30 protein-coding genes and 1 riboswitch are annotated in these 26,623 nt (G+C 69.8%); of the genes, 16 read left to right on the top strand and 14 right to left on the bottom strand.

The genetic code is table 11. The annotated features are described in order from the left end of the window. Positions 1-250: 250 nt before the first annotated feature. Entirely contained in the window at positions 251-919 is a 669-nt protein-coding gene (locus ACSP50_RS21535) for a maleylpyruvate isomerase family mycothiol-dependent enzyme (RefSeq protein ID WP_014691382.1), read from the bottom strand. 58 nt (positions 920-977) lie between these two features. Between ACSP50_RS21535 and ACSP50_RS21530 the strand changes: the two genes are divergently transcribed. Next, entirely contained in the window at positions 978-1,325 is a 348-nt protein-coding gene (locus ACSP50_RS21530; protein WP_014691381.1) for a VOC family protein, read from the top strand. A gap of 235 nt (positions 1,326-1,560) precedes the next feature. Here ACSP50_RS21530 and ACSP50_RS21525 read toward each other — a convergent pair whose 3' ends face one another. Beyond that, positions 1,561-2,136: a helix-turn-helix domain-containing protein gene (locus ACSP50_RS21525; protein ID WP_014691380.1), complete on the bottom strand. Its 576-nt coding sequence runs from the start codon at positions 2,134-2,136 to the stop codon at positions 1,561-1,563. Between the two features lie 47 nt (positions 2,137-2,183). On the opposite strand from ACSP50_RS21525, the gene ACSP50_RS21520 reads away from it, so the two are divergent. Further along, the gene (locus tag ACSP50_RS21520) at positions 2,184-3,122 is read left to right on the top strand and encodes a class I SAM-dependent methyltransferase (protein WP_080127954.1); all 939 of its coding nucleotides are present in this window, start codon (positions 2,184-2,186) and stop codon (positions 3,120-3,122) included. Positions 3,123-3,284: 162 nt separating this feature from the next. On the opposite strand, the gene ACSP50_RS21515 is transcribed toward ACSP50_RS21520, so the two are convergent. The 3 genes from ACSP50_RS21515 to mgrA are packed head-to-tail and all read right to left on the bottom strand — an operon-like array spanning position 3,285 to position 5,704. Continuing rightward, positions 3,285-4,031: a DNA polymerase beta superfamily protein gene (locus tag ACSP50_RS21515; protein ID WP_014691378.1), complete on the bottom strand. Its 747-nt coding sequence runs from the start codon at positions 4,029-4,031 to the stop codon at positions 3,285-3,287. Further along, entirely contained in the window at positions 4,028-4,702 is a 675-nt protein-coding gene (locus ACSP50_RS21510) for a DNA polymerase beta superfamily protein (RefSeq protein ID WP_014691377.1), read from the bottom strand. The genes ACSP50_RS21515 and ACSP50_RS21510 overlap by 4 nt, the downstream gene beginning before the upstream one ends. A gap of 42 nt (positions 4,703-4,744) precedes the next feature. Beyond that, complete coding sequence (gene mgrA / locus ACSP50_RS21505; protein ID WP_231957045.1) at positions 4,745-5,704, bottom strand: L-glyceraldehyde 3-phosphate reductase; 960 nt, start codon at positions 5,702-5,704, stop codon at positions 4,745-4,747. A gap of 87 nt (positions 5,705-5,791) precedes the next feature. Then, a riboswitch (glycine riboswitch) is annotated at positions 5,792-5,878 on the top strand. Positions 5,879-5,956: 78 nt separating this feature from the next. On the opposite strand from mgrA, the gene gcvP reads away from it, so the two are divergent. Beyond that, positions 5,957-8,767, top strand: coding sequence for an aminomethyl-transferring glycine dehydrogenase (gene gcvP, locus ACSP50_RS21500; protein ID WP_043515025.1), 2,811 nt, complete (start codon positions 5,957-5,959; stop codon positions 8,765-8,767). 110 nt (positions 8,768-8,877) lie between these two features. Here gcvP and ACSP50_RS21495 read toward each other — a convergent pair whose 3' ends face one another. Further along, positions 8,878-9,078: a DUF5999 family protein gene (locus ACSP50_RS21495; RefSeq protein ID WP_014691374.1), complete on the bottom strand. Its 201-nt coding sequence runs from the start codon at positions 9,076-9,078 to the stop codon at positions 8,878-8,880. Positions 9,079-9,198: 120 nt separating this feature from the next. Here ACSP50_RS21495 and ACSP50_RS21490 point away from each other — a divergent pair, with 120 nt between their 5' ends. The 3 genes from ACSP50_RS21490 (at position 9,199) to ACSP50_RS21480 (ending at position 11,885) form a co-directional block, all read left to right on the top strand. Further along, entirely contained in the window at positions 9,199-10,416 is a 1,218-nt protein-coding gene (locus ACSP50_RS21490) for a chorismate-binding protein (protein ID WP_080128230.1), read from the top strand. 132 nt (positions 10,417-10,548) lie between these two features. Then, the gene (locus ACSP50_RS21485) at positions 10,549-11,061 is read left to right on the top strand and encodes a sigma-70 family RNA polymerase sigma factor (protein WP_014691372.1); all 513 of its coding nucleotides are present in this window, start codon (positions 10,549-10,551) and stop codon (positions 11,059-11,061) included. A 200-nt stretch (positions 11,062-11,261) separates the two neighbouring features. Further along, positions 11,262-11,885, top strand: a complete 624-nt coding sequence (locus ACSP50_RS21480) for an AAA family ATPase (RefSeq protein WP_014691371.1) — start codon at positions 11,262-11,264, stop codon at positions 11,883-11,885. Here ACSP50_RS21480 and ACSP50_RS21475 read toward each other — a convergent pair. Further along, a complete protein-coding gene (locus tag ACSP50_RS21475) occupies positions 11,882-12,106 on the bottom strand; it encodes a hypothetical protein (RefSeq protein ID WP_014691370.1) in 225 nt (74 codons plus the stop codon). The two genes, ACSP50_RS21480 and ACSP50_RS21475, sit on opposite strands and share 4 nt — an antisense overlap. 59 nt (positions 12,107-12,165) lie before the next feature. Between ACSP50_RS21475 and ACSP50_RS21470 the strand changes: the two genes are divergently transcribed. From ACSP50_RS21470 to ACSP50_RS21440, 7 genes are all read left to right on the top strand, one after another. Continuing rightward, the gene (locus ACSP50_RS21470) at positions 12,166-12,654 is read left to right on the top strand and encodes a peptide deformylase (RefSeq protein WP_014691369.1); all 489 of its coding nucleotides are present in this window, start codon (positions 12,166-12,168) and stop codon (positions 12,652-12,654) included. Beyond that, positions 12,651-13,301 (top strand): bifunctional 2-polyprenyl-6-hydroxyphenol methylase/3-demethylubiquinol 3-O-methyltransferase UbiG, encoded by a 651-nt coding sequence (locus ACSP50_RS21465; RefSeq protein WP_014691368.1) that lies wholly within the window; start codon positions 12,651-12,653, stop codon positions 13,299-13,301. The genes ACSP50_RS21470 and ACSP50_RS21465 overlap by 4 nt, the downstream gene beginning before the upstream one ends. Positions 13,302-13,600: 299 nt before the next feature. Continuing rightward, positions 13,601-14,077 carry a hypothetical protein gene (locus ACSP50_RS21460; RefSeq protein WP_155123579.1) on the top strand — a complete coding sequence of 159 codons (477 nt, stop codon included), beginning with the start codon at positions 13,601-13,603 and terminating at the stop codon, positions 14,075-14,077. A 188-nt stretch (positions 14,078-14,265) separates the two neighbouring features. Next, positions 14,266-14,697 (top strand): DUF4259 domain-containing protein, encoded by a 432-nt coding sequence (locus tag ACSP50_RS21455; protein WP_014691366.1) that lies wholly within the window; start codon positions 14,266-14,268, stop codon positions 14,695-14,697. A 338-nt stretch (positions 14,698-15,035) separates the two neighbouring features. Then, positions 15,036-15,815: a hypothetical protein gene (locus ACSP50_RS21450; protein ID WP_080127952.1), complete on the top strand. Its 780-nt coding sequence runs from the start codon at positions 15,036-15,038 to the stop codon at positions 15,813-15,815. A 1,487-nt stretch (positions 15,816-17,302) separates the two neighbouring features. Continuing rightward, positions 17,303-17,917, top strand: coding sequence for a hypothetical protein (locus ACSP50_RS21445; protein ID WP_172898781.1), 615 nt, complete (start codon positions 17,303-17,305; stop codon positions 17,915-17,917). Positions 17,918-18,138: 221 nt separating this feature from the next. Further along, a complete protein-coding gene (locus ACSP50_RS21440) occupies positions 18,139-18,570 on the top strand; it encodes a DUF4259 domain-containing protein (RefSeq protein ID WP_014691363.1) in 432 nt (143 codons plus the stop codon). A gap of 93 nt (positions 18,571-18,663) precedes the next feature. Here the strand turns inward: ACSP50_RS21440 and ACSP50_RS21435 are convergent, their stop codons facing one another. Further along, positions 18,664-18,945 (bottom strand): SMI1/KNR4 family protein, encoded by a 282-nt coding sequence (locus ACSP50_RS21435; protein ID WP_014691362.1) that lies wholly within the window; start codon positions 18,943-18,945, stop codon positions 18,664-18,666. 203 nt (positions 18,946-19,148) lie between these two features. Further along, a complete protein-coding gene (locus ACSP50_RS21430; RefSeq protein ID WP_014691361.1) occupies positions 19,149-19,400 on the bottom strand; it encodes a hypothetical protein in 252 nt (83 codons plus the stop codon). A 248-nt stretch (positions 19,401-19,648) separates the two neighbouring features. Between ACSP50_RS21430 and ACSP50_RS21425 the strand changes: the two genes are divergently transcribed. Continuing rightward, positions 19,649-20,644: a S41 family peptidase gene (locus ACSP50_RS21425; protein WP_231956679.1), complete on the top strand. Its 996-nt coding sequence runs from the start codon at positions 19,649-19,651 to the stop codon at positions 20,642-20,644. 519 nt (positions 20,645-21,163) lie between these two features. Here the strand turns inward: ACSP50_RS21425 and ACSP50_RS21420 are convergent. From ACSP50_RS21420 to ACSP50_RS21400, 5 genes are all read right to left on the bottom strand, one after another. After that, positions 21,164-21,616 (bottom strand): HIT family protein, encoded by a 453-nt coding sequence (locus ACSP50_RS21420; protein ID WP_014691359.1) that lies wholly within the window; start codon positions 21,614-21,616, stop codon positions 21,164-21,166. Between the two features lie 27 nt (positions 21,617-21,643). Next, complete coding sequence (locus ACSP50_RS21415) at positions 21,644-22,951, bottom strand: hypothetical protein (protein ID WP_014691358.1); 1,308 nt, start codon at positions 22,949-22,951, stop codon at positions 21,644-21,646. A 151-nt stretch (positions 22,952-23,102) separates the two neighbouring features. After that, positions 23,103-23,477, bottom strand: a complete 375-nt coding sequence (locus ACSP50_RS21410; protein ID WP_014691357.1) for a VOC family protein — start codon at positions 23,475-23,477, stop codon at positions 23,103-23,105. A gap of 88 nt (positions 23,478-23,565) precedes the next feature. Beyond that, entirely contained in the window at positions 23,566-23,787 is a 222-nt protein-coding gene (locus ACSP50_RS21405; RefSeq protein WP_157432791.1) for a hypothetical protein, read from the bottom strand. Between the two features lie 439 nt (positions 23,788-24,226). Then, a complete protein-coding gene (locus ACSP50_RS21400; protein ID WP_014691354.1) occupies positions 24,227-24,976 on the bottom strand; it encodes an SDR family oxidoreductase in 750 nt (249 codons plus the stop codon). A gap of 118 nt (positions 24,977-25,094) precedes the next feature. Between ACSP50_RS21400 and ACSP50_RS21395 the strand changes: the two genes are divergently transcribed. Next, on the top strand, positions 25,095-25,928 hold the full coding sequence (locus ACSP50_RS21395; RefSeq protein ID WP_043511870.1) for a helix-turn-helix transcriptional regulator: 834 nt from the start codon (positions 25,095-25,097) through the stop codon (positions 25,926-25,928). Between the two features lie 18 nt (positions 25,929-25,946). Next, complete coding sequence (locus ACSP50_RS21390) at positions 25,947-26,561, top strand: DUF402 domain-containing protein (protein WP_014691352.1); 615 nt, start codon at positions 25,947-25,949, stop codon at positions 26,559-26,561. Positions 26,562-26,623 lie beyond the last annotated feature (62 nt).

The following is a 26,623-nucleotide window of genomic DNA, read 5'->3' as shown; positions in this document are numbered from 1 at the left end:
GTCTATGGAAACCGGTGCCGGTCGATGTCGCGGGAAACGACGCGCCCCTTGCACTGTCCAGTAGCCGACCCGCCCAGGCTGGTGGGCAGGTCCCGCGGAGGACGGTCAGACCGAGGAATCAGCGAGAACGCACCTGAGGAGGCACGAAGTCACGGAGCCGGAACGATGAGGCCGCGTATCCGTGTCACGGGGTCGGACTGACGCGGTCGGACTGGCGGGGTCCCGGTTACGGAGTCAGGTGGCCGGGGGGTTACGGAGTCACGGGGCCGGGGAGTGCCTTGCGGGCGGCTTCGTGGTCGCCGGTGAGGCTGGACCAAGGGAGCCGGTTCCACAGCGCGAGCAGGATGTCCGCGGCCGGACCGGAGAGGGTGGTGATCGGGTCGCCCTCGCCCAGGGTCCATGACTCGGCGAGATCGGTGGCGGCGAAACAGACGGCCGCGGTGGGAGCGGGAATGCGACCGAGTGCGATCTGCCGCGGGAGGAAGGTGTCGCCGACTTCGGCAATGCCGTCGGCGCACCATGCGGGGTCGAGTTCGCTGGGGAGGTGGAGGGCGTTTTCGGCGTCCCAGCGGTGGATCAGGGTTTCCAGCCAGCGGCGGCGGCGCCAGAAGGCGACGGTTCGCGGTGGCCAGAATGTCGAGGCTTCGGTGTCCGGGTCGGCGGACAGAGTGGCGAGGAGGATGCGGCTGGATTCCTCGACCCACGGGGCGATGTCGTCCGGGGCGGGCGGGCCTTGGAAACGGCCGTGCCGTTCGGTGACCGCGGTGGCTGCCCAGAGGTTGCCCTGAGCCAGGTGGCCGGCCAGGTCACGGAGGGTCCAGTCGCCGCAGTGCTCGACCGGGGCGTCCAGGTCACCGGTCAGGCGCGACTGGAAGGTGGTCAGTTCGTTACGCAGGAGTGCCAGGTAGTCGGGTCCCATGGGCGGGACCCTACCGAGGACTGACACTGGGAGGGTGCCCCTTGGACGCTTGCACCATGTGATTGTGGACTGTCCCGAGCCGCGGGAGCTTGCCGAGTTCTGGAGCGCGGTGCTGGGGGAACCGGTCACCTACGACGACGGTGACTTCGTGGTGGTGTCGGCTGATACGACCACGTCCGGGTTGGCCTTTCAGCGGGCGCCGGACCATCGGGCGCCGACCTGGCCGGATGCGGCGGTGCCGCAGCAACTTCACCTGGACGTCATGGTGGAGGACGTGGCGCTGGCAGGCGCGGCGGTGGTCGCGCTCGGCGCCGTGGCGTTGCCTGGTGATCACGTGTTCGCTGACCCGGCGGGGCATCCGTTCTGCCTCATCCCGCGGCCCGGCTGGGCGCCGCCAATGCAATAGTCCGCGCCCGCTTGCCTGCCCGCGCCCGCCCGCTTGCCTGCCCGCGCGCGCCCGCTTGCCTGCCCGCGCGCGCCCGCTTGCCTGCCCGCGCGCGCCCGCTTGCCTGCCCGCGCCCGCCCGCTTGCCTGCCCGCGCTCGGTCGCTCGCATGCCGGCCCGATCCGCTTTGAGCCTGCGTGTGGCCTGATGCCGGCCTGCGTCTGTGCCTCGTCGGCGGTGGCGCGGCGTGGGCTGGGTCAGGAGTGGGGATGGTGAGGGCGGAGGTGGGAGCGTTCGCCCTCCTGGTCGAGGATGCAGAGGACTTCGGCGGGGCCGCCGGCGGAGCCGAAGGCGTGCGGGACCATGGTGGAGAACTCGGCGGCTTCGCCGGCTCGGACGGTGATCGTGCGGTCGGCCAGGCGGAGCGTGATGGTGCCGGCGAGGACGACGAACCAGTCGCGGCCGGGGTGGACTCTCAAGTCCTGGGGGACGGGGCGGTCGATCCGGAGTTTGGCGACGGTCATGCCGGTGGGGGCGCCTTCGCGGTTCAGCAGCCAGGTGGTCATGCCGCGGGAGTCGTCGTGGTGGGGGCGGATCACCACGTCCTCGTCGCGGCCTGACTCGACCAGCTGGTCGAGGGTGGTGCCGAGGGCCCGGGCGATGGGGGCCAGCTGGTCGAGGGCGATGCGGCGGTGGCCGGTTTCGATGCGGCTCAAGGTTGACGGAGTGAGGTAGGCGCGGGAGGCCAGCTCGTCGAGGGTCCAGCCGCGGGCGATCCGGAGGCCTCGGATCCGCTGCCGGACCAGAACATCCAACTCTCCGTCTTGCGTCATGCGCAAGATGATATGCCCATAACGCAAGGTGGGGGTAGCGTCGAGGCATGGCGAACGAACACGGTCACGGCGGGCAGCACGGTAACGGTGAGCTCAGGGGTGACGCGCAGCTCCGGCATGGCGGGCATGGGCATGGCGGCGACGGATCCGGCGGGCATGGGCATGGCGGGCATGGGCATGGCGGCCATGCGGACGGCGGTGACGGGTCCGGGCTTGCTCAGATGCTTGATCTTGATGCGGAGGTGTTGGGGGACTACTACCGGGAGCTGATGGACTGGGCTGCTTCGCTGGTGCCGGGGGAGCCGGCAATCGTCGACCTCGGGGCGGGGACCGGGACGGGAACCATTGCGCTGGCTCGGCATCTGGTGGGGGCTCGGGTGACCGCGGTGGATGTCGATGAGGAGATGCTTGCCCTGCTGCGGCAGCGGGTGGATGCGGCGGGGCTCCGGGACAGGGTTCGGACGGTTCGGGCGGATCTGGACGGCGACTGGCCGGCGCTCGGGGCGGCGGATCTGGTGTGGGCTTCCGCGTCGATGCATCATCTGGCTGATCCGCAGCGGACCTTGGAGCAGGTCAAGGATGTGCTGCGGCCGGGCGGCGTATTCATGATCACGGAGCTGGACGGGTTCCCGCGGTTTCTGAGCGATCCGGCGGGTGTGGCACTGGAGGAACGGTGCCATGCCGAGCTGGCGCGGATGCGGTTGGAGGGCGGCCTGCACATGGGTGAGGACTGGGGTGCCCGGCTTACGGCGGCGGGGTTCGCGGTCGAGGCGGAACGCCGCTTCGACATCGACCTGACACCGCCGTTGCCGCCGCAGGCCGGGCGCTACGCGCAGGTGACGCTGGAGCGCACGGCGAGCCGGCTTGCTGATCGGCTCAGCGGCGACGACCTCGCGGCGCTGCGCGACTACGCCGCGAGCGCGCCGGCCCGGTCCGACCTGACCGTCCGCGCCACCCGCGACGTCTGGATCGGCCGCCGCCCCTGACGGTCCGGCCGAAACCGCCCACCGGCGATGCGCTCCGGGAGCGTGCGTACCGGCGGCGCGTCCGAACAGCCGCGCGTGCGGCGGCGCGCCGCGAAAAGGCCGGCCGGTGGTGTGCGGGGGAGAGCGGGTGGTCCTCCCGAGGCCGGTCCGGGAGGGGCGGTGTCAGCTCAGGCGGGTCGTCACGATCAGGTTGTGGAGGGCGGTGACGGTGGCTTCGGCGGGGCGGTCCGGGAGCGCCGAGGCGTCCTTCGCCGCTTCCAGGTCGGCGCGCAGGCGGGGGATGTCGGCGGCCAGGCGGGTGGCCACTCCGGGCGGGAACGGGCCGTGTTCGGCCTCGCGCTTGGCGGCGATCAGGTCCGGGACGTAGGCGATCTCGGCCCCCAGCACGCCCAGATCCGTCTCCAGGCGCCCGGTCCTCATCAGATGGATGCCGGTCAGCAGCACCCGTAGGGTGTACAGCGCCGGTTTCAGTTCGCCGGTTTTCGCGTACAGCTTCTCCTGGCTGTGTGAGAAGCCCAGGTAGTGGTAGCTGTGATGCCGGGTGATCAGGCCGGGTGCCAGCGCGGTCAGCGCCTCGTGCAGCGGGCTGGTGACCACGACCAGCGGGGACAGCAGCTGCTCCAGCACGTAACCGTTGCGGCTGTTCAGCAGCTTGGCGAACTTCAGCAGGTCGTGGGAGACCACGTCGAGTTCGACGCCGTCGCGGACGCCGCCGCGCTGCAGGGTTTCCGGGCCGTGGTGCAGGCCGACGACCTCGGCGGCGGGCAGCACGTGGGCGGCGCGCAGGTCGAGGTCCGAGTCGACGGAGGCGAAACCGTACAGGTGGGCCCCGCTGACCGTGCAGAAGACCAGGGGATACGGGAGTTCCCGGGCGGCCGAGGCGGCCCAGGACGGCACGTCGATCGTCATGACAACCTCCGTTGGCGGATTCCGGTCAACAGGTGCTCGACCCGGTCGCGGTCCGGGTCGGACGGCAGCCGGGTCTCGGACCGGGCGCGGTCCAGGTCGGCCAGCAGGTCGGCGGCCCAGCCGGTGACCGCCTCCCAGGACAGCTCGCCGTGCCTGACGGCGAGCAGCCGGTCCCGCAGCGGGCGCACGTCGACCAGCACCTCGCCGGTGCGCAGCACATGCGCGCCGGCGATCAGCAGCCGGATCATGTGCATCGCCTGCTTGTGGTTGGTCTCCCCGGTCCGGGCCCGACGGGCGGCGACCCGGTCCAGCTGATCGCGGGCATAGTTGCCGTAGGTGTCGGCGACGCGGCGGGAGAGGAACGCCGTACGCGCGGCAAGAAGCTCTTCGCCGTCCGCGGTGACCGTTTCGACCAGCGGCGACCAGAGGACCTCCAGCACGGTGGGGTTGGCCTGCAGGGCGAGCGTGCAGAACCGCTCGACCTCCCAGGAGAACTGCTCCTCGACCGGCCCGTCGAGATGGGTGGGCGGTTTGTCGAGGCGCCAGAAGTCCCGGGTGGGCGCCGCGTAGACGCCCCGGCGGTCGTGGTCGCTGCCCGGCCCGTCCAGCCCGTAGGCGCGGGACCCGACCACGACCCCGAGGATCGTGTGCTTCTCGACAAGGTCCGTCATGATCCGGAACCGTAGTCAATCAGTCCCGGGCCGGCGACGGGTTTACAGGTCGAGGACGGTGGCGTCGATCTCGCCCAGCTCGGCCTCGGAGAGCACCGGGTTGGTCAGCGCGGCGATGTTGTCCTCCAGCTGCCGCACGCTGGACGCGCCGATGATCAGGCTGGTCATCCGCGGGTCGCGCAGCGCCCAGGCCAGGGCCAGCTGGGCGAGCGACTGGCCGCGCCGCTGGGCGATGTCGTCGAGCGCGTGCAGCCGGCCGAGAGTCTTGGCGTCCAGGGCGTCCTCGTCGAGGAACACGCTGGTGCGGATCCGGGAGTCGTCCGGGATGCCGTTGAGGTACCGGTCGGTGAGCAGGCCCTGCTGCAGCGGGCTGAACGCGATGCAGCCGGCGCCCACCTCCTCGAGGGTGTCGAGCAGGTTGTCGTGTTCGATCCAGCGGTTCAGGATCGAGTACGACGGCTGGTGGATCAGCAGGGGCGTGCCGAGATCGCGCAGGATCGCCGCGGCCCGGGCGGTCTGCTCGGCCTTGTAGTTGCTGAGACCGACGTACAACGCCTTGCCGGATCTGACGATCCGGTCCAGCGCGGACATGGTCTCCTCCAGCGGCGTCTCCGGGTCGGGCCGGTGGTGGTAGAAGACGTCGACGTAGTCGACGCCGAGCCGCCGCAACGACTGGTCGAGCGAGCTGATCAGGTACTTGCGCGAGCCGAAGTCACCGTACGGGCCGTCCCACATGGCGTAGCCGGCCTTCGACGAGATGATCATCTCGTCGCGGTGGTGGCGGAAGTCGGCGGCCAGGATGCGGCCGAAGTTGGTCTCCGCGCTGCCCGGCGGCGGACCGTAGTTGTTGGCCAGGTCGAAGTGGGTGACCCCGAGGTCGAAGGCACGGCGGACGATGTCGCGCTGGCGGTCGGCGGGGCGGCCGTCACCGAAGTTGTGCCACAGGCCCAGCGAGATGGCGGGGAGTCTGAGGCCGCTGCGGCCGGCGCGGCGGTACGTCATGGACGCGTAGCGGTTCTCGGCAGGGGAGTAGGTCACACGTACAGCCTAGGCATTCCGATCTTGATCGTGTGCGCTGGTAGGTTGGTGGGGACCCGCGTGGGAGAGACCGATCATCGGCGCCGAAGAGGCAAATCCTCCCCGGAAACTTTCAGGCAAACGGACCGCGCGGGCCAGCGACTCTGAAGTGCCCGAAACGGGGTATGACAGAGGGGGAGGTTGTTCCTCGACCTTCTCACCGCGCTGGAGTCGCCCATGACCTCGTCATTCACGCACCGCCACATCGGCCCGCAGGCCGACGAGCAGGCGGCGATGCTCAAAGCCGTCGGGTACGCGTCGCTCGACGAGCTGATGGATGCCGCGATCCCCGAGTCGATCCGGTTCCGTGGCGACCTGGACCTGCCCTCCGGTGCCTCCGAGGAGGAGACGATCGCCGAGCTGCGGTCGATCGCGGCCCGCAACACCGTGGCCACCCCGATGATCGGCCTCGGCTACTACGGCACCCACACGCCCGCGGTGATCAAGCGGAACGTCCTGGAGAACCCGGCGTGGTACACCGCGTACACCCCGTATCAGCCGGAGATCAGCCAGGGCCGCCTCGAGGCGCTGCTCAACTTCCAGACCATGGTCACCGACCTGACCGGGCTGACCACCGCGAACGCCTCGATGCTCGACGAGGCCACGGCGGTCGCGGAGGCGATGACGCTCGCGCGCCGCTCCTGCCGCAGCAAGAGCCCGGTGTACGTCGTGGACGCCGACACCCTCCCGCAGACGCTCGCCGTGCTGCGCACCCGGGCCGAACCGCTCGGGATCGAGGTGCGGCTCATCGACCTGGACGCCGGCGCCGACCTGCCCGACGAGTTCTTCGGCCTGCACCTGCAGTACCCGGGTGCGTCCGGCGCGGTCCGTGACCACGCCGCCCTGGTCGAGGCGGCGCACGCCAAGGGCGCCCTGGTCACCGTCGCCGCCGACCTGCTCGCGCTGACCCTGCTGCGTGCCCCCGGTGAGATCGGGGCGGACATCGCGGCCGGCACCACGCAGCGTTTCGGGGTGCCGCTGGGCTTCGGCGGCCCGCACGCCGGCTATCTGGCGGTGCGCGCCGGCCTGGAGCGCAGCCTGCCCGGCCGCCTGGTCGGGGTGTCCAAGGACGCCGACGGGGCGCCGGCGTACCGGCTCGCGCTGCAGACCCGGGAGCAGCACATCCGCCGGGAGAAGGCGACCAGCAACATCTGCACCGCGCAGGTGCTGCTCGCGGTGATGGCCAGCATGTACGCGGTGTACCACGGCCCGGCCGGGCTGCGCGCGATCGCCCAGCGGACGCACGGGCACGCGCTGACCCTGGCCGGCAGCCTGAGCGCGGCCGGCGTCGAGGTCGCCCACCGGGCGTTCTTCGACACGGTCACCGCGGTGGTGCCGGGCCGGGCCGCGGCGATCGTCGCGGCCGCCGCCGAGCAGGGCGTGGACCTGCGCCTGGTGGACGCCGACCGGGTGTCGGTCGCGACCGACGAGACGACCACGGCGGCGCACGTCGCCACCGTGCTGGCCGCGTTCGGAGTGCCGGTGGCCGAGGCCGCCGAGTGCGGTGCGAAGGCCCTGGCCCGCACCGGCGACTACCTGCACCACCCGGTGTTCAACACCCACCACTCGGAGACCGGCATGCTGCGCTACCTGCGCAAGCTGTCCGACCGGGACTACGCGCTGGACCGCGGCATGATCCCGCTGGGCTCCTGCACGATGAAGCTGAACGCCACCACCGAGATGGAGGCGGTCACCTGGCCGGAGTTCGCCAACATCCACCCGTTCGCGCCGGCGTCGCAGACCGAGGGCTACGAGGACCTCGTCGCCCAGCTGGAACGCTGGCTCGCCGAGATCACCGGGTACGACGCGGTCAGCGTCCAGCCGAACGCCGGCTCGCAGGGTGAGCTGGCCGGTCTGCTGGCGATCCGCGGCTACCACCGCTCGCGCGGCTCGCTGGGGCGCGACGTCTGCCTGATCCCGTCGTCGGCGCACGGCACCAACGCGGCCAGCGCCGTGATGGCCGGCATGCGGGTGGTCGTGGTGGCCTGCGACGAGAACGGCAACGTCGACCTGACCGACCTGGCCGCCAAGATCGAGAAGCACCGGGACGCGCTGGCCGCGATCATGGTGACCTACCCGTCGACCCACGGCGTCTACGAGACCGGCATCGCCGAGCTCTGCGAGCGGGTGCACGAGGCCGGCGGCCAGGTGTACGTCGACGGTGCCAACCTGAACGCGCTGGTCGGCTTCGCCAAGCCGGGCAGGTTCGGCGCCGACGTGTCGCACCTGAACCTGCACAAGACGTTCTGCATCCCGCACGGCGGTGGTGGCCCCGGCGTCGGCCCGGTCGCGGTCCGCGCGCATCTGGCCGAGTTCCTGCCCGGGAACCCCCTGGAGCAGGGCGACCACCACGCGGTCTCGGCCGCCGCGCACGGCTCGGCCGGCATCCTGCCGATCTCCTGGGCGTACGTGCGGATGATGGGCCCGGACGGCCTGGCCCAGGCCACCGCCACCGCGGTCCTGGCGGCCAACTACGTGGCGAGCCGGCTGCGCGAGCACTTCCCGGTGCTGTACGCCGGGGAGAACGGTCTGGTCGCCCACGAGTGCATCCTCGACCTGCGGCCGATCACCAAGGCCACCGGGGTCAGCGTCGACGACGTGGCGAAGCGGCTGATCGACTACGGCTTCCACGCGCCGACCATGTCGTTCCCGGTTGCCGGCACCCTGATGGTGGAGCCGACCGAGAGCGAGGACCTGGCCGAACTGGACCGGTTCTGCGCCGCGCTGATCGCGATCAAGGCGGAGATCGACCAGGTGGCCGCGGGGACCTGGCCGCGGGACGACAATCCGCTGGCGAACGCGCCGCACACCGCCTCCGCGGTGACCGCGGACGAGTGGTCGCACCCGTACCCGCGTTCGGTGGCCGGTTTCCCGGAGGGCGTCGACCGGACGGCGAAATACTGGCCGCCGGTACGCCGCATCGACGGGGCGTACGGGGACCGGAACCTGGTCTGCTCATGCCCCTCGCCGGAGGCGTTCGAGAGCTGATCCCGGGTCTCTAGCGCAGGTCGCGGTCGTCATGATCGCGGCCTGCGCCGTCTTCGGGGAGGGCCGGAACTTCCGCCAAACCGGGCGGCCGTATTGTTACCCTCAGTGATTTACGCCGCGAGGGCGTGGCGGGCCGGACCGCGGTGCGGCTCGATCGTCGTGCCGTCCGGCAGCAGCTCGCCGGTGTCCTCGAAGACGATGACGCCGTTGCAGAGCAGGCTCCAGCCCTGTTCGCAGAAGGTCGCCACGGTACGGGCCGCCTCCCGGTCGATAGCGTCGGCGGGCGGACATTGATTCAGGTGCTGGCACATCGGGTTTACTCCGGTAGGGGGCTGTGTGAAGGTTCACAAAGTCGGGCTCGAACGTTACCTCAGATCGAACGATGACGGTGCACTGCGGTGACGGTGCCGAGCCACGGTTTCGCGGTTTCGATGGTCCACGCTGAGACCCCTCGCGACCACTCTTCGCCACCTCCTCCCGGTGCTCCGCCGGCGGCGCCGACCACCTGCACCGCCCGTCACCATGCGTTACGTTCCTTTTCGTGGCACCGGGGTGATTCCGGTGACCCTGCCGAGCTTGTGACCGGGTTCCTGGCCGACAACGGACTGCCGGTGCGAAACCTCGGCCGAACGGATGACAAAGACAGGACTATCGGCCATGGCGCTATCTGCGGAGCGTCGCTCTACGTGTCGGCTGATGCCGGATCCGTAATGATCAACGCCACTCCCGGCGGCCCCAGTCCGATCCCCGTGGTACCGGACGTGTACGCCGTCGTCTGGGTACACGCCAGCGTGGCCCCGCCCGGTTCAACCGGAGACTGGGAACTCGGTTCCTGGCACGAAAGCTGGACCACCGACGAGCACGCCCGGGCCGTCCAGGACGTGCGTGACGCGATCGGCCGCGGTGACGTCTACCAGGTCAACGTGGTGGGGCACGCGGCCGCGGCGTACACCGGAAATCCGCAGGCGGCCCTGCGCCGCGTCGCCGCCCTGCCCGGCGCCCGCTACGGCGGGATCCTCGCCGACGACCGGGCCGGCTGGGCGATCGCCACCGCCTCCCCGGAGACCCTGGTCGAGGTGCGCGACGGGCGCGTCGTCACCCGGCCGATCAAGGGCACCCGGCCGGCCACCGCGGCCGGCCGCCGGGAACTGCTCGCCTCGGCCAAGGAGCGCGCCGAGCACATCATGATCGTCGACCTGGAACGCAACGACCTCGCCCGGCTCCCCGGCACCGGTCCGGTCCGCGTCGACGAACTGTTCGCGGTCCGCCGATGGTGCGGACTCTGGCAGGCCGAATCGGTCGTCTCCGCGCCCCTGACGGGTGACGTCGGACTCGCCGACCTGCTCCGCGCGGTCTGCCCCGGCGGCAGTGTCACCGGCGCCCCCAAGATCGCCGCGTTGGCCCGGATCGCCGCCCTGGAGCCGGTCGGCCGCGGGGTCAGCATGGGCGCCCTCGGCTGGATCGGGCACGACCACCTCGACCTGGGGCTGAGCATCCGCACCGTGGCGGTCGACGGCCGGCGGGTGCACGCCTGGGCCGGTGGCGGGATCACCGCGGACAGCGATCCGGAAGCCGAGGTCGCCGAGGCCGCCGCGAAAGCCGCACCGCTGCGTGCCGCCCTCGCCGGGACGGTCACCGCCACCGCATAGCGGTGCGGAGCGTCTTCTACCTATTGCGTGCCACTCTCCCTGTCCGCCCGCACGATCGGGGCCGGAGCGCGTACGTTGACGCACGCGTTTCCCCGGACACGGTCCACAGTGACTGCAGAGAAGGCAACACCCATGCTCGATGCCCTCGACCCGCCCGCCGCGGTGGAGTTCACCCGTTTCGCGCGGGACACCCGGCAGCGCCTGCACGGCAGCGCCTTCCAGCTCTGCCGCGACTGGCACCTGGCGCAGGACCTGACCCAGGCCACGCTGACCAAGCTGTTTCTGAGCTGGGAGCGGGCCGCGGACAGCGACAACCTTTCGGCGTACGCGCAGAAGATCCTCTTTCGCACGTACGTCGATCATCGCCGGCGCCGCGCCTCGACCGAGGCGGCCATCGGCGAGCTGAGTGAGCCGGCCTACTCGATCGACCCGGACCTGCGGATCACCGTGCTCGCCGCGCTCGGCCGGCTGCCCGCCCGGGACCGCGCCATCGTGCTGCTGCGCTACTTCGCCGACCACAGTGTCGAGCAGGTGGCCGCCGAGCTGGACGTGCCGATCACCGTCGTGAAGAGCCAGACCCGGCGCTCGCTGATCAAGCTCAAGCACATGCTCGTCGGTGACCGTCAGGCTCTGCTTGCCGCGTGAGGGTAGACTTCGCTGCGAAGGGGAGTAGTCCTTCGCCGGTCGTTCGACATCCTGGAGCCCGCCCGGGCTCCCGGCGCCCGGGCCCCGCTGGGGTGGACCAGACCTTCGGCCCTGCAGTGACGTGAGTCGCCGCGGACAGGGGCCGGGGTCTCGGCGTGCCTGGGGTTTCGGTCTCCTGCCACGGCAGGAGAGGACCGGCCATGGCAGCCGTCGGACACGACCTGCGCGGACGTCTGATGCCCGCGCTCAACTATCCGGCCGGGGCGCTGCTGATCGTCGCCGGAGTGCCCGGGGCCGGCAAAACCACCCTGCTCCAGCGGCTCCTCCCGCACCCGGGTGTCCGGCTGCTCGACTCCGGCCAGGCCCGCGAGGAGTTGCGGCCCTACCTCGGCGCGGTGCCGTACCGGTACTGGCGACCCGTCGTGCACGCGGCCCACTACGTGCGGCTGTACCGGGCGCTGCGACAGCCCGGGGCCATCGTGGTGCACGAATCCGGCACCCGCCGCTGGGCTACCAGGCTGATCACCGCCGCGGCCCGCCGGGCCGGCCGGCGCACCCACCTGCTGTTGCTCGACGTCGACCCGGCGCAGGCGCGGGCCGGGCAGGTGGCCCGCAACCGGAAGGTGCGGCGGTCGTCGTTCGCCGGGCACTGCCGGAACTGGCAGCGGCTGCTGCGATCGGTGGCCGACCCGGCCGATCGGATCCACCGGGACACCGCCACCATCACCATCATCGACCGGCCGCTGGCGGCCGGGCTGACCGCGATCCGGTTCGACGGGCTGCACATCGTTCCCGCGGCGCGGGCTCTGCGTCGCGCGGCCTAGCCAGGCGGGCCGTGGCCCGGCTTTGTCCGTGGCCCGGCTTTGTCCGCGGCCCGGCCGGCGGCGACGCGCCGATGGTAGCCGGTGACCGCGAGCAGCAGGCCGGCCCGGAGCAGCACCTCGACCAGCGTGCCGGTGTCGTGCGGGCCTGTCGGGGCGGTGGTGTAACCGGCGTACGCCCGGAAGTTGCGCCGCTGCTGCGGCGGCAGGACGAGGTGCGGCACCCGGGCAGGGTGCAACGGTCCCGCACGCCGGCGGGTAACGAGCGGATAGGCTCTCGGGCATGACGATCCGGCCGATTCGGCTCTATGGTGACCCGGTCCTGCGCACCCCTGCCGACCCGGTCACCGACTTCGACGCCAGCCTGCGCGAGATCGTGCGGGACCTCGAGGACACCGTCCGGGAACCGGGACGGGCCGGGGTCGCCGGGCCGCAGATCGGGGTCGGGCTGCGGGTGTTCTCCTACAACGTCGCCGGGCAGGTCGGACACCTGATCAACCCGGTGCTCAGCGACTTCGACGGGGAGCAGGAGGACGACGAGGCGTGCCTGTCGCTGCCCGGCCTCGGATACTCCACGAAACGGGCCATGTCGGTCACCGCACGCGGCTTCGACCAGCACGGGGAGCCGCTGGTGATCCACGGGACCGGGTTCCTCGCGCGGGCACTGCAGCACGAGACCGATCACCTCGACGGCCGCCTCTACATCGACACGCTGACCGGCGACACCCGCCGCCAGGCGCTGCGCGAGCTGCGCCGGGTCGTCCCGCGGTGACCGTTCCTGATCCGACCGACACGCGGCGGTACGCGGCGCAGTCGCTCGCCGCGGGCGATGCGACGGGCTGGTTCGAGCGGCTCTACCGCGACGCCCGTGCCGGCCGGGCGGTCGTGCCCTGGGACGTCGCGGCGGCGAGCGTGAGCCTGCGCGAGTTCCCGCTGCCACCCGGTGACGGCCGAGCCGCCCTGGTGGTCGGCTGCGGTCCGGGGCGCGACGCGGAACACCTGGCCGCGCTCGGCTACGCGGTGACCGCTTTCGACATCTCGGCGACGGCGATCGACCTGGCCCGGCAGCGGCATCCGGGGTCGTCGGTCGACTACCGGGTGGCCGACCTGCTCGACCCGCCGGCCTCCTGGCGGCGGGCTTTCGCGCTGGTGCTGGAGAGCAACAACGTGCAGGCACTGCCCGCGCAGATCCGGGCGCGGGCGATCGGTGCGGTGGGCGGGTTCGTGGCCGACGGCGGGACGCTGCTGGTCCTGGCCGCGGCGGCCACCGACGACCCGGCCGCGGGGCCGCCCTGGCCGCTGAGCCGGGCGGAGATCGGCGCCTTCGCTGCGCCGGGCCTGCGCGAGGTCTCGGTCGAGGAGCTGGCCACGCCGGGGTCGCGGTTGCCGGCCCGCTGGCGGGCCGTCTTCACGCGGTGAGGGACCTTGTCCGCGTGACCCGCTGACGTCCGCACCGGCCGGGCCGTTGACGCGGGGAGCAGCGGGGTGGCGCGCCGGGGCGTGCCGTCCGCGGCGGGCTTCGCGGGCTCGGCGGGTGGTGCGGGCCCGGCGGGCGGTTCGGGTTTCGGGGGCTCGGCGGGCGGTCCGGGTATCGCGGGTCTCGGCGGGTGAGCTGATCCCGGGTTTCGGGGGCTCGGCGGGTGGGCTCACGGCGTACGCGCCAATCGAAACGATCGGGAGGTCGGCGAAGGCTGGACGTGTCCGCCTACCCTGTCGCCGTGATCTTGCGAGGGCGATGGTCGGTGGCCGGCGCGGCGGTCGTGGTCGTCATGGCCGGTGTCGTGGTCTACGAAGTCCGGAAGCCCCGGGGGGACGACCTGCCGGACACGGTGCGCGACGGCCTCGCGGTGGCGGCCCGGGACGCGATCGAGGGCGCCGCCACCGGTGACCGGCTGGCCTGCGCGGTCCGGGTCATCGGCGCGGATCCGCCGACGGCGACGGCCGCGGCGCAGGTGCGTACGGCGTACGTGTGGTCGTTGTGCGAGACGGTCGGCGCCCGGGTCCAGTCCGGATCGTCGATGCCGGCCGCGGTGCATCTGACCGTTCCGCCGACGGTGGAGACGCCCGGTGACGGTGTCGCCTACGGCCCGGACCTCGAGCGGATCTTCCCCGCCCGGCTCCGCGATGCGGTCCTCGACGTCGACGGCGCCGCCCTGGAGCCCCAGGTTCGGCAGCGGATCCGCGAGCGCTCCTGAGCCCGCACCCGGTGAGTGGCTGTCTCGCGACCTGTTTCCGCAGCTAGCGTGACTATTGCACCGCTGAGCTCAGTCTCTGCCGTTCGGATCGGCGTACCGGTGACGCCGATGCGAACGCGTGAAGCTCTCGATCAGCCGGCGGTAAGATCGCGGCGAGTTCGGACTGGTCAGCGAGCGGGAGCGTCAGCATGGGTACCTGGGACGTCGGGCCATTCGACAATGACACCGCCGCGGATTGGTGCGGTGATCTGGACGAGGCCGCCCCGGGGCAGCGAGAAGCGCTGATCCGCGATGCGTTGAATAGGGTCGCCGAGCACGGCGACGAGTATCTCGACAGCGACGAGGCAGTGGAGGCGATCGCCGCCGCGGCCATCGTCGCATCTCAACTGCCGGGCGGGACGGCGATTACGACCCCCTACGCACCCGACTTCCTGCTGGAGGGCGGCCGGATCGAGGTACCCGACGATATCCCCGCCATCGCAGTACGAGCTTTGGATCGGATCGTCGGGGACGACTCGGAGTGGCGTGAGCTGTGGGCGGAGGCTGAGGAGTCGTATCCGCAGGCGCTCGCCTCGGTGCAAGCCATCCGCGACACTCTCGAACGGGCGATTCGCCGCTGAGCTGAGCGCCTGTTCGCCGACGCACGAGTCGGGACAACGTCCGCTTCGACCATGATCTGCGCCTCTGGCGAGCCTGCTGATCTGGCCGCAATGGGCTGAGGTAGCGCAGGCCGCCGGCCATCCGCGCGCGTGATCCGACGGGTCATGAGGGCGATGTCTGCCCGAGTGCAAGAGATGGAGGCGCCGGTGCCCGGATCTGCCGAATTGAGTGCGTCTGACCACCGAGTGGGCCACTACCTGTTCGTGTTGGCCGCATTAAGAGAACCTTGACCCACCCGCGGCCAGGTGGGCTCAAATGGCAGACGTGGCGGGGTGAGGACACGGATAACGAAGCGGTTGTGCACCAGGAAAACCTGCTCAGGGATGCCACGAGCAAGCGTGTTGCGACGCGGCTTGCCGTGGCGGAGGATCGGAAGACGCCACCCGGGATCATCGCTCGTCTGGCCGTCGACCCGTCGACGAGAGTTCGCCGGGCCGTTGCCGTTCGCTCGGATCTGACACGAACGGTGCTCAACACGCTCGCATCGGACGACGACAGGAACGTGCGGGAAGCGGTGGCAGCCAACCCGGCAACATCCCAAGAAGACCTGATCCGGCTCGTCGGCGATCCGCACCCGCACGTCCGCTGGGAGGTGGCAGACAATCCCGGGTGCGACGAACACGTGCAGCGCGCGATCTGTGCGTCACCCGACGAGGATCTTCGCTTCAAGCTCGTCTACCGCAAAGACCTCGCGCCCGACGTAGTAGCGGCGCTCGTTGCCGACAGCTCCGTCAATGTCCGCAGTGAACTTGCCTTCGAAACGGCTGATTCGGTCGCCTTGGCCGCCTTGGGCGCCGACTCCGTCGCCAAAGTCCGAGCCGGCGCGGCAATGAACACCCGCACGACGGCCGAGCAACGCCGCGTCCTCGCCAGGGATCGCTCAGCGCTGGTCCGGTCCGCACTCGTTCGCGCCGTCACCCTGGAGGAGAAAGACCTCCAGCGGCTCGCCCGAGATCGATCGGTAGAGGTCCGCTGGCGGATGGCCGCCGCGCTCATTACCCCACGACACATCCGCGACATCCTCAGACAGGACCCTGACGCCTCAGTCCGCTCGCAGGCGGAGGATCCTTCGTACTAAATCGCCTCGCCGGCGCATCCGCAGACGGCGCCACCCTGTTCCCTGCCCACGGTGCCTATCCTCGGCACTTTCAACTGCCGACGAGAGTGCGTTCAAGCCCATGATTTGAACGCCAAATAAGCCAGCGATGAAGCGGCTCCTGCCATTTGAAGGCCTGGACTATATCCGCGGATGACCCTAGGGTGCGACGAACCTCGTCGCTCGCGATCTTGGTGAATGATTTGTCCGGACCGTCAAGCGCTATACATCCGACAACCTTCCGGATAGCCGACGAGTCGTCAAAAACAGGAGTAGCCAGCGCAACGTGATGCCGTTCGATCGTACTGTGAAACTCCGAGTGGCTCATGCCCATCCGGTCGGCAGTGGGTAATGCGTTCCACTGATCCTCCGTAAGGCCTTTATGCGCCTTCCAATGCTTTTGAGGTCAATCCACTGGTCTTGACCCGTTTCGACGCATAGGCCGATGATGCCTTTGCCTGGCCGCCACACGACAGCCGTCGTGGCGCGGCGTCGTCGGGATCGATCGCGGAACACCCGCACTAGCCGCGTTTGGCGGGTCAGTCTTCGGTTGACCCAAGTTGGCCACCGTTCTTTACGTACCGCATACAGGGCGATTCCCAAATCGCCTGGAGGAATTCCTGTCAGTCGTGATATCTCGTACATTGCCGTCCGCAGTGTATCGCCGATCTTTTGAATATCCTCCAAGCGTCGACTCTTGCGACGCTCGGCGAAGGCACCAGAAATTTGCGTTAGTAGAGTAATTATGCCGGAAGCGATAGCCAGATACGCACGAGTCAGATCTGAAGCATTCCAGACGCGAGTCTGGATCAAGGCCAGTGCGATCACGAGCGCCGCTGCAATTGCGGCAAGGACTATCTTGCGATAGAGGGACGAACGCCCTGATTTCACATCATCCTCCCCGAAAGCCTATGTAGCACAATAGGGGGCATTGGTGTTGCTGTCTTGGATTCGCGATCCTTGGGCTGGCTTATCTGCCGACCGGACGGCGGGAACGGGGAAACCACCAATCGGTTTGTCTGGCGGAATGCAAAAATCGCTCGGTTCGTGCAACAACAGGCGTTCCGGAGCGCCTGAGGGCGTGGGTCGAACCGGTGGAAGTGCGAGGCGACTCACGGCGGTCATGCGCGTGATGCACGAACGGCGGCCTGGATAGGCGCTACGGACCTGGGTTGAGCTGCGCGGCCGTACTCAAGGCTGCTGGCTGGCATTCCTCGCCACATCGGACATGTCTTCGTCAACACCGGCAATCGCGACTGACTCCGCACCAGCAATGTCCATTGCGCAAGCGATCTCTGTATCTGGAGCTTCGCTTCCACTGATGTCCAACTTCAGCACAAGCCGGCAGAAGGCTTACGCGTTGCGCGACGAAGTTCATAGGGACACCCCACCGACACCAGCTGATGGTTGCGCCCTTGTGCCAGGATGGCGGGCCGGAACGGCGCAGGCGCTACCGGAGGACAGCCATGGTGACCAGCAAAATCGGCAGGATCGCCATAGGCATGGTCAGCACCCCGCTGCTGCTGTTCGTGGCGATTCCGCTCGTGTTGGCCCTGCTGGATGCGGTGACCAGCGCGGGCAATCAGACAGGTGAAATGGATCGCACGATCCAGTGGATGTTCGTGATCGAGGTGGCGCCCTTCCTGACCGAACCGATTCGCGAGTTCATCGACGCACGCGCCGCGGAGCTTTCAGTCAGCGCTGACGTACTGTGGTCAGCCTGGCAGTTCACCGCGCTGGCGATCCTGGTAGCCGGCTTTACCGGGGTGCTCTGGGCCCGGATTGCCCGGCTGGGATTGTGTCTGAGCATCGGTGGGATGCTCTGGGTGACCACCACAGGCCTGCACCGGCAGGCGACGCTGAGCTTCACACTGGCGTGGCTGATGCTCGAGGTAGTGCTGAGCATCCGGCCGGTCGAACGCCTTCGCCGGTCGCGCGCGATCGAACTCCTTCGCCGGTTCTGGCGGAATCTGACGCGTCCGCAGCTGGCGTCGTACGAACAGCAGCATCTCGAAATCGAGGTGCTGCCGGAACATTCCCTGGATGCTCGTTCAGGCACCCCCAACGGCCAGCCTCAGCGGTGATTTCGACACCATCATCCAACTCTCCTTGCGCCTGGGGCCGAGCAGGCCACTCCGGGGTGATGAGAATCGATAGCGGTCGTCCCGGCGGGCTTTGGTCTGGGTCAACTCTCATGCCGCCGAGAAGGCTAGTGATGTCGTCGGGCGGACCCTGGGGGATGTCGAACGTCCTCCAGCCAGCCTTCGTGCGAAGACCGCTTCCGGGATAGGGAGGTCGGCAGGCGATGGGTACCTGGGGCGCTGGACCGTTCGACAACGACGACGCCGCGGACCTCGCTGGCGACCTTGACGACGCGCCGGCGCATGTCCGGGTCGAGATGATCGGTGCCGTCCTCGCACGCGTTGCCGACCCAGCCGACGACGACTCCCAGCTCTCGGACGCTCCACGCGTCGTCGCCGCAGCTGCCTTGATTGCAGCCCAGTGCCCAGGTGGTGCTCCCGTCGTCTCCAACTATGGCCCGGGCACGCCCATGCCGCAGTTCCCTATGTACCTGCGAGGCCTCGCCATCAACGCGTTGGACTGTTTGATCGCGAAACCGACATGGCTAGCAGATGCTTGGAGGGAGAGCCCGAACGGCCCCGAATGGCGCCGGACCGTTTCAGATCTCCGCGCCGTTCTGGACCCGCCTCAGCAGGAAGCACTCTTCGCACTTTGAGAGACGCGCCGCACTCATCTGCCGCAGTCCGCGCACAGGACGCGCGGAGCACGTCACGCACCGTGTGCGGCACTCTCGCTCCCGGCCGGCCGCTCAGTCATAGCCGTAGTCGCTCTCCGGCCGCAGCGCTTGGAGGAAGCTGACGAAATCCGGCGCCAGTACGGTGATCCGGTAGTCAACCTCCTGATCCACGTGGACAACGCGCGGTTCGCCCCGGGGGCCGCAGTCCCGGTAGTCGAACGCGATCATGTCGTGGCCGGCCGAAGGACGGTCAGCGAAGTACACGCCGATCTCTGGATAGCCCCACTCCTGGATGAGGAACCGGCTGCCCGAGCGCCCAGCCAGGGAACAGTCCTTCTCCCGTCCGATCCCCATGATCGCGGTGAGGGCGACGTGGTCTTCGGCCCAGCTCGTTCCGCTCGGAGCCGGACACTGCCGGGATCCGCGCGCCAGCTGACGCCAGACTGCTCGGATAGAGCTCGACTCCGCGACAATGCGTAGTCGGCGGCGGTCGGTCGGGGGACTGTGCCGATCGCGGTACGGACCCTCGGTCGGACGCCGCGCAACCAGTTGGTCGGCTATTGCTGGACAACTTGACAGATCAGATTCCACAGAAGGCGGGGCAGCACCTTGAAGCCGACCCGGTTCGGCGGCCTATTCACGACCTTGAAGGTGAGGTTGAGGTCGTTGCGGGCCCGGTCGGCCAGACCTGTGTAGGCGTTGTCGGCCCACATCAGGGTCACCTCCGGGTTGTTCTTGCGCAGCTTAGGAAGCATCTCGCGGGCGGCATCGCGGTCGGTGACGTCTGCCGGTGTCACCTGCACCGTCATCAACAGACCCTTCGTGTCCACGATTGAGACTGGGGTGGAAGATGGTCTGGCGCCGACGATCCGTCGGGTGGCTGGATATTCCGATGCTCGCCGAACCGGCATTTCCAGGCCGGTGTGGAGGCTTCCGGCATTACGCAGACCCTGAAGGGATCGGCTTGCGACACCTACACTTAGGAGGTTTGAGCTCCTCGTTGTCGGTCTGGTCGCGGAGATCTGTGATGCGTTGGCGAGCAGCTGCAGCGTGGATGATGGCGATTATTGTGTGCGTGGCATCGGCGGGTTGTTCACACCGCTCCGGGCCGCCGCAGATGAGCTCGGCGGCTCGTGCCTACTTGGCGCGGGCCCTTGATCTGCTCCAGCGCAATTCGATTGACGCCGGCGCGGTCGACTGGCCGGTGCTTCGGGCTAAGGCCTACGAGGTGGCTGCCACGGCACAGACGAGCACCGACACCTACGAGGCGATCCACCGGGCGGTCTACCTGCTGCACGACGCGCACACCCGTTTCTTCACCCGGACCGAGGCCAACCTTGCGTTCGACCAGGCCACTATGTCGGACGGCCCACCCACCGGACGGATTCTGCCCGGCGGCTATGCCCTGTTGACGGTTCCCGCGATGAGCGGCAACGACCAAGCCGTGGCCGCCTACATGAAGGGCGGCGTTCAAGCCGTCCATGAGCTGGATCAGGACCACCCCTGCGGCTGGGTCGTCGACCTGCGCGGAAACGGGGGCGGGAACATGTGGCCGATGCTCACCGCGCTGGCGCCGCTACTCATCGGGCCCACTCTCGGCTACTTCGTCGACGCATCAGGTAAGCGCAGTTCGTGGATCCTGCGGGACGGCCAACTGTTCGTCGACGGCAGCCCACAGCTACCGCAACCCGACAACTATTCGTTGGCCCGACCGCAGCCACCGGTGGCGATCCTCACCGACCCACTCACCGCCAGCGCTGCAGAGGCCACACTCATCGCCTTCCGCGGACAGGCGAACAGCCGAACGTTCGGCCAACCGACCGCCGGATTTCCCTCAGCCAACGAGGCCTTCGCACTAAGCGACGGCGCCGTTCTTCTGATCACGGTTGCCAACGACGCCGACCGAACTGGCCACGTCTATCCCAACCTCGTCGCGATCCCACCAGATCAACCCGTGTCGCATTCAAAGCCGGGCCCCAGCACCCCGCGCGGAGCTGATCCGGTCATCGACGCCGCGACCCAATGGCTTGCCGGCACACCGGCCTGCCGGTAACCGATCCACGTCCCTCCTTTCGCATTTCTCACACCCACCTCGGCACACGGACATACATGCCCGGGCACGGCGTCACGAGATCGCACGCCTCCCGCTCGCCCCGGCCGGACACGAGACCGACGACCAGGCCCAGCAACGCGGGCAGACATCCGGTCGTCTCGAGTACCGCACATGCGTAGGTGGCGAGCGCACTACATTCGGCAGATCCGGATGTTGCCGACCGCCCCACCGTCACGCCGCGTAGCTGACGAAATTCAGGCGCGGGTCCATCCGTCCCATCTGCCGAACGCCCTCGTCCTGAGGACCACCCAGACGGACTACAACGGCTGCCCCAGCACCGCGCTTCGCACCGCTCATCCCACGAGCGTAAAACCGACCCTGAAGCGATCTTGAAGTAGCGAGCCAGGCAGTGAGCGGGAATGCCGCGACCGGGAACGACGATCCCATGGGGAATGACATGCCGCGGTCCCGAGCCGGGATTCCGCGGTCGGGAACCGAAAGGCCGTCGCGAGCTGGCGGTCAGGAACCGGCCGGGTCCAGGTGGGCGCGCAGCGTCAGCGCCAGCTCGTCGCGCTCCGCCTCGGTGAGGCCCTGGGTCGGAGCCTTGGCAAGATACCGGAAGACGGCGGGGCCGCGGCGGTCGTCCGGGAGGTCCGGCATCCGGGGCACGATGGGGAAGTGGACGTGGCCGAAGCCGTCCTGCTCCGCGAACTGCACCACGTAGGTCTTCGCGCAGCGGGTCGCGGCGTGCAGGGCGCGGGACACCCGGACCTGCCACGTGCCGAGAGCCGCCGCCTCGTCGTCGGTCAGGTCGGCGATCGCGGTGACGTGGCGGCGGGGGATCAGCACCAGCCAGCCGGGCAGCGTGCTGGTGAAGGCGTGGACCACCCGCCAGTGCGGGTCGGCCGCGATCCGCTCGCGGGGCGGCGGGTCGTCGAACCGGGCGTCGGTCGCGCAGGCGAGGCAATCCACGCCTGGACGATAGCGGCCGGCCTCAAGTCACCAGGTGTCACCGGCCATGTTGTAGGGGCGGGCCTCGCCGGGGCTCGGCTCGGGACGGCGGGCCTGCGGGATGACCGGCGCGGGCCGCGTCCCGGTGGGATCGTCCGCCGATCCGGCGCCGCTGAGGCGGGCGGTGGCCGGGCGCAGGGCGAGCGCGGCGGCGTAGCCGAAAGCCAGGGCGACCGGGAGCCAGAGGGGCAGCATCAGGCGGTCATACTGGCTTTTCAGCGGGTGCGCCGCGACCATCATCACACCGGTCAGACCGGTGAAGATCCAGAGCGGGGCGTACGGGCGCATCTTGATGATCAGGACGGCGACCGCGAAGCCGAACGCGGCCAGGGTGGTCGGCACGGTCAGCTCGGCCTTCAGCTGGGTGGGCCAGAAGTCCAGGTCACGGTCGATCAGCCAGCTGATCGGGTGGGGCACGTCCGGCTTCGCGGTGAAGTGGCCGGTGGCGTAGTCCTGAATGGTGTCGTTCAGGCTCGGCAGGTGCAGCAGCGAGCTGAGCAGCTGCCAGCCGAGCACCGCGACGGCGCCGGTCGCGACCAGGATCAGGCTGGTCCGGCGGTGCTCCCGGCGCAGCGCGGCCAGGGCGCCGGCGGCGAGTAGGGCCAGGGCCATCGCCATGCCGCTGGCCGAGCGGAAGGCGAACAGCCAGACCAGCGAGGCCGCGATGATCGCGAAACCGGACCGCCGCCCGCGCAGCACCAGCATGCCGCCGATGATCGAGGCGAGATAGCCGGCCATGACGCCGCCCTCGGTCAGCATCCGGGTCATCAGGAAGCCGGTGGGCAGCAGGAACATGGCGACGGCACTCAGCACGCCGGCCAGCCGCAGGCCGCTGGCCATCCAGACGGCCAGGTACGCCAGGGTGGCGGCGAGCAGGGCCAGCACCATGGTGGCCGCCATCATGCCGGTCCAGGCGCCGAGAACAGCCACGAACGGGCTGGCGAACAGCGGATAGCCCGGGCGGCTGTCGAAGATCGCGATGTACCGCGGGGAGATGCCGGCCAGCGTGTACTCGACGCACTCGGGGCGGTGCCCGTTGGCGACCAGCGACCGGTTGATCTCCCGGCAGATCTGCCGGGCGGCCTCGGTGTGCGCCTCCTGCTTGGTCAGCCCGGTGTACATCAGCGCCTGCCGCATGTACCAGAAGCTGTCACCGCTGACGATCTTGCGAGGATCGTTGTACCGGGCGAGGAAGAGCAGCGAGAGGATGACCAGGAGCAGAGCCAGCCACGCCGTTTCGACGAGCCCGCGCCTGCGCCCCGGCCGGCTCGTGCGGGCCCCGGTTTCGGTTGTCACGGTGAACACCTGATCTTGTGGGATGGGGTGGCGGCAACAGTGGACGATCCACACTGTCGGCGACAAGATACCGCAACGCGAAAAACCTGCACGATCCCCGGTGTGGGCGACGGGACGGCACCCGGCCGGAGACCGGGCACCGTCGTGCCGCCTACAGGTAGGGCCGGGTGATCAGCTCGATGGCGTGACCGGACGGGTCCTTGAAGTAGACGCCGCGCCCGCCGTGCTCGTTGTTGATCTCACCGGGGCGCCGCATCTGCGGGTCGGCCCAGTGCACGATCTCCTGCTCGACGAGCCGGGAGTACGCCCGGTCGAACAGCTCGTCGTCGAGCAGGAACGCGTAGTGCTGCATCTGGATCTCGACCGGCGGCTCGGCGAACTGCAGCAGCACGCCGTCGGTGAGCTGAAGGTTGGCGAACGGGCCCCAGGACGGGGCCTCCGGGATCTCCAGCAGGTCGCGGAAGAACCGCGCCGACGCGGAGCGGTCCCGGCTGGCGATGATGGTGTGGTTGAAGGAAGCGGGCAAGTGACTCGACCTCACGATACGTTCGGATGGGGCGGGACCTGGGCGCGCGAGGCGCGGGAGGTCCGCGGGCCGAACGTGGGGCGGTCAGCTAGCCACCGGGTCGCCGATCCGTGCGTGGCGCAGAGCCGGTCCGGTGTTCACGGTGGACGATGCTACCGGACAACTCCTGCAACGTCACGCGCAGCGCGTGCAACTCGTCCGCGACGGCCAGCACGGCGTGCGCGTGCGCGGCCGCGATCACCGTCGCCGTGCCGGGGAGTTTGCCCTCCAGACTGGCCAGCATCTCGCTGGCCCGGCCCCGGTGCGTCATGGTGCTCCCCTCGCGGTCCGCTTCGCTGACACGCCTATGAGTCTTGGCCCATCCGGATCGCGCGGTCCGGTGTTCGGCCAGATTCGCCCGGTCGATGCCATCGACGACGTTCATCTGCGTCCATCTTCTCGACGCGTGCCGGAAAGGTTCCGCGGGTTGCCGGGTTCATCCGTTGTGCGGCGCGCCGGTGGCTACCCTCCGGCGTGGGAGGCACGGGTTGACCATCGAATACGCGGCTCAGCGGACAGGGCTTCCCGCTGGGCGGCAATGAGAACGAACCGGACCGGCCCCGGCGGATGGGGCGGCTCAGCAGCCGGCGGGCGTTCGGGCACAACGGCTCGAACGCCTGCCTCGGCTGGGCCGACCCGGACCGCGGGCTGGTCATGGCGTATGGGATCGGCCCGGCCTGCGGGGAGTGACGCAGGCCCGTGGAGGCGAGCTAGGCCTGTGGGGTGGGCAGGGCGATCACCTGGCGCAGGTTGACGTGGCGGGGGCGGGACACCACGTACGCGATCAGATCGGCGATGTCGTCGGCGCGCAGCGCCGGCAGCAGCTCGAACATGCCGCCCAGCTGGCCGGCGAGCTCCGGGTTGTCGATGTGGTCGCCCAGCTCGGTGCCGGTCAGGCCGGGCTCCAGGTTGGTCACCCGGACCATCTCGGCGCCCAGCTCGGTGCGCAGCGACGCGGAGAGATGGGTGAGCGCGGCCTTGGTCGCCGCGTACACCGCATAGCCCGGGAAGGTCACGTGCGCGCCGATCGACGACACGTTGACCAGGTCGGCGGGGCGGCCGGCGGCCGCGGCGGCCCGCAGCCCCGGCAGGAAGGCGCGGAGCACGTGCAGCGCGCCGGTCAGATTCGTGTCGATCATCCGGGCCCACTCGTCGGCGCGGCCGTCGGCGATCGGATTGGGCAGCATCACGCCGGCGGCGTTGACGATCAGATCCACCTCGCCGGCCGTCGCCGCGGCGGCCGTGACCGCGTCCAGGTCGGTGACGTCGACCGGCAGCGCCTGAGCCCGGCCACCGCCGGCGATGATCTTGGCGGCCAGGTCTTCGAGCCGGTCACGGCGGCGGGAGAGCAGGAGGACGCGGGCGCCCGAGACGGCGAGGAGCTCCGCGGTGGCGGCGCCCATGCCGCTGGCGGCTCCGGTGATGACGGCGGTGCGATCCCGCAGGTCGTAGGTGTTCATGCGGCCCAGCCTGGACCGGTTTCCGCGCGGTAGGCAGGGGTGCGTCGATACGGGGATCGCCGTTGCCTAGGACTGACAGAACCAGGCTCCGATGTGCTCGCCGGGGCAGAATGGGGCCATGAACGGGGAGGCGGAAATCGGGGCGTTCCTGCGGGCACGCCGGGCGGCGATCAAGCCGCAGGACGTGGGGCTGCCCGCGCTCGGCCGACGCCGGGTGCCCGGGCTGCGGCGCGAGGAGCTGGCCCAGCTGGCCGGGGTCAGCCCGGACTACTACATCCGGCTGGAGCAGGGCCGCGGGCGGAACGTGTCCGATGCGGTGCTCGACGCGGTCGCCCGCGTCCTCGGGCTCGACGAGACCGAGCGGCGGCATCTGCACCGCCTGGCCCGGCCGGCCATCGCCCCCGTGCGCCGGCAGCGGGTCCGGCCCGGCGTGCGACTGCTGCTCGACATGATGGAGACGGTGCCGGCGTTCATCCTCGGGCGGCGGATGGACGTGCTCGCGTGGAATGCGCTCGGCGACGCGGTCAACGGGTTCAGCTCCTGGCCGGCCGACCGGCGCAACGTCGCCAGGCAGGCCTTCCTCGACCCGGCGGCGCGCACCTTCTATCCGCAGTGGACCGAGGTCGCGGCCGAGACGGTGGCGTTCCTGCAGCTCGACGCGGGACGGCATCCGGGCGACCCGCTGCTGGCCGCGATGGTCGACGAGCTCTCCGGCGCCAGCCCCGAGTTCGCCCGTCTGTGGGCCGACCGCCGGGTCAAGGAGAAGGCGTCCGGGACCAAGGTCCTGCGGCATCCCACGGTCGGTGAGATGGCCCTGGGATATGAGACGCTCACCCTGCCCGGCGAGACCGATCAGATGCTGGTCACCTACACCGCCCCGATCGGCAGCCCGGCCCACGACGCGCTGCGCCTGCTGACCAGCTGGAACGCACCCACCCGGGCGGTCGCATGATCGGTTACTGTGCCGGGCATGCGATTCGAGCCGGGTCAGGTCATCATTCGGCGGTATCGGCGCGGGCCGTGGCGCACGTGGGCGCAGCCGATGCGGGTGATCCGGGACGATGACGCGGGGCTGCTGCTCTGGGCGCCCGAGGGCGGCGACTTCGCCCGGCTGGTCGATGTGGACGGGCGGACCACCCGCGACGTGAGCCCCGACCTGATGCAGGATCCGCGGCTGGCCCGGCACACCTGGCGTGGCAACGACGTGCTGATCCTGATGCCGCCCGGCGCCGGATACTCGGTCTGGTGGTTCTTCGTCGCCGGCGGGTTCACCGGGTGGTACATCAACCTGGAGAAACCGGCGGTCCGGCAGGAGGACGGCGTCGAGACCACCGACCTGGTCCTCGACATCGTCGCCGACCCGGCCCGGAACTGGGAGTGGAAGGACACCGACGAGTTCGCCGAGCTGACCGGCCATCCGCTCTACTTCGACAGCGCCGAGGCGGCCGTGATCGAAGCCGAAGCAGCCCGGCTGATCACGCTCCTCGAGGCGGGCGACTTCCCGTTCGACGGCACCTTCACCGGTTTCCGCCCCGACCCGGCCTGGGATCCGCCCCGCCTGACCGACGCGGCGATGCACCGGTGATCGACGTGCGCCCCAGCTCCGCCTGATTCCGCCTCGCCGGCGCGGCGAGGCACGGCCACCGG

The organism is Actinoplanes sp. SE50/110, assembly GCF_900119315.1.
Taxonomy (GTDB): Bacteria; Actinomycetota; Actinomycetes; order Mycobacteriales; family Micromonosporaceae; genus Actinoplanes.
This window is presented reverse-complemented; position numbering and strand designations above follow the sequence as displayed.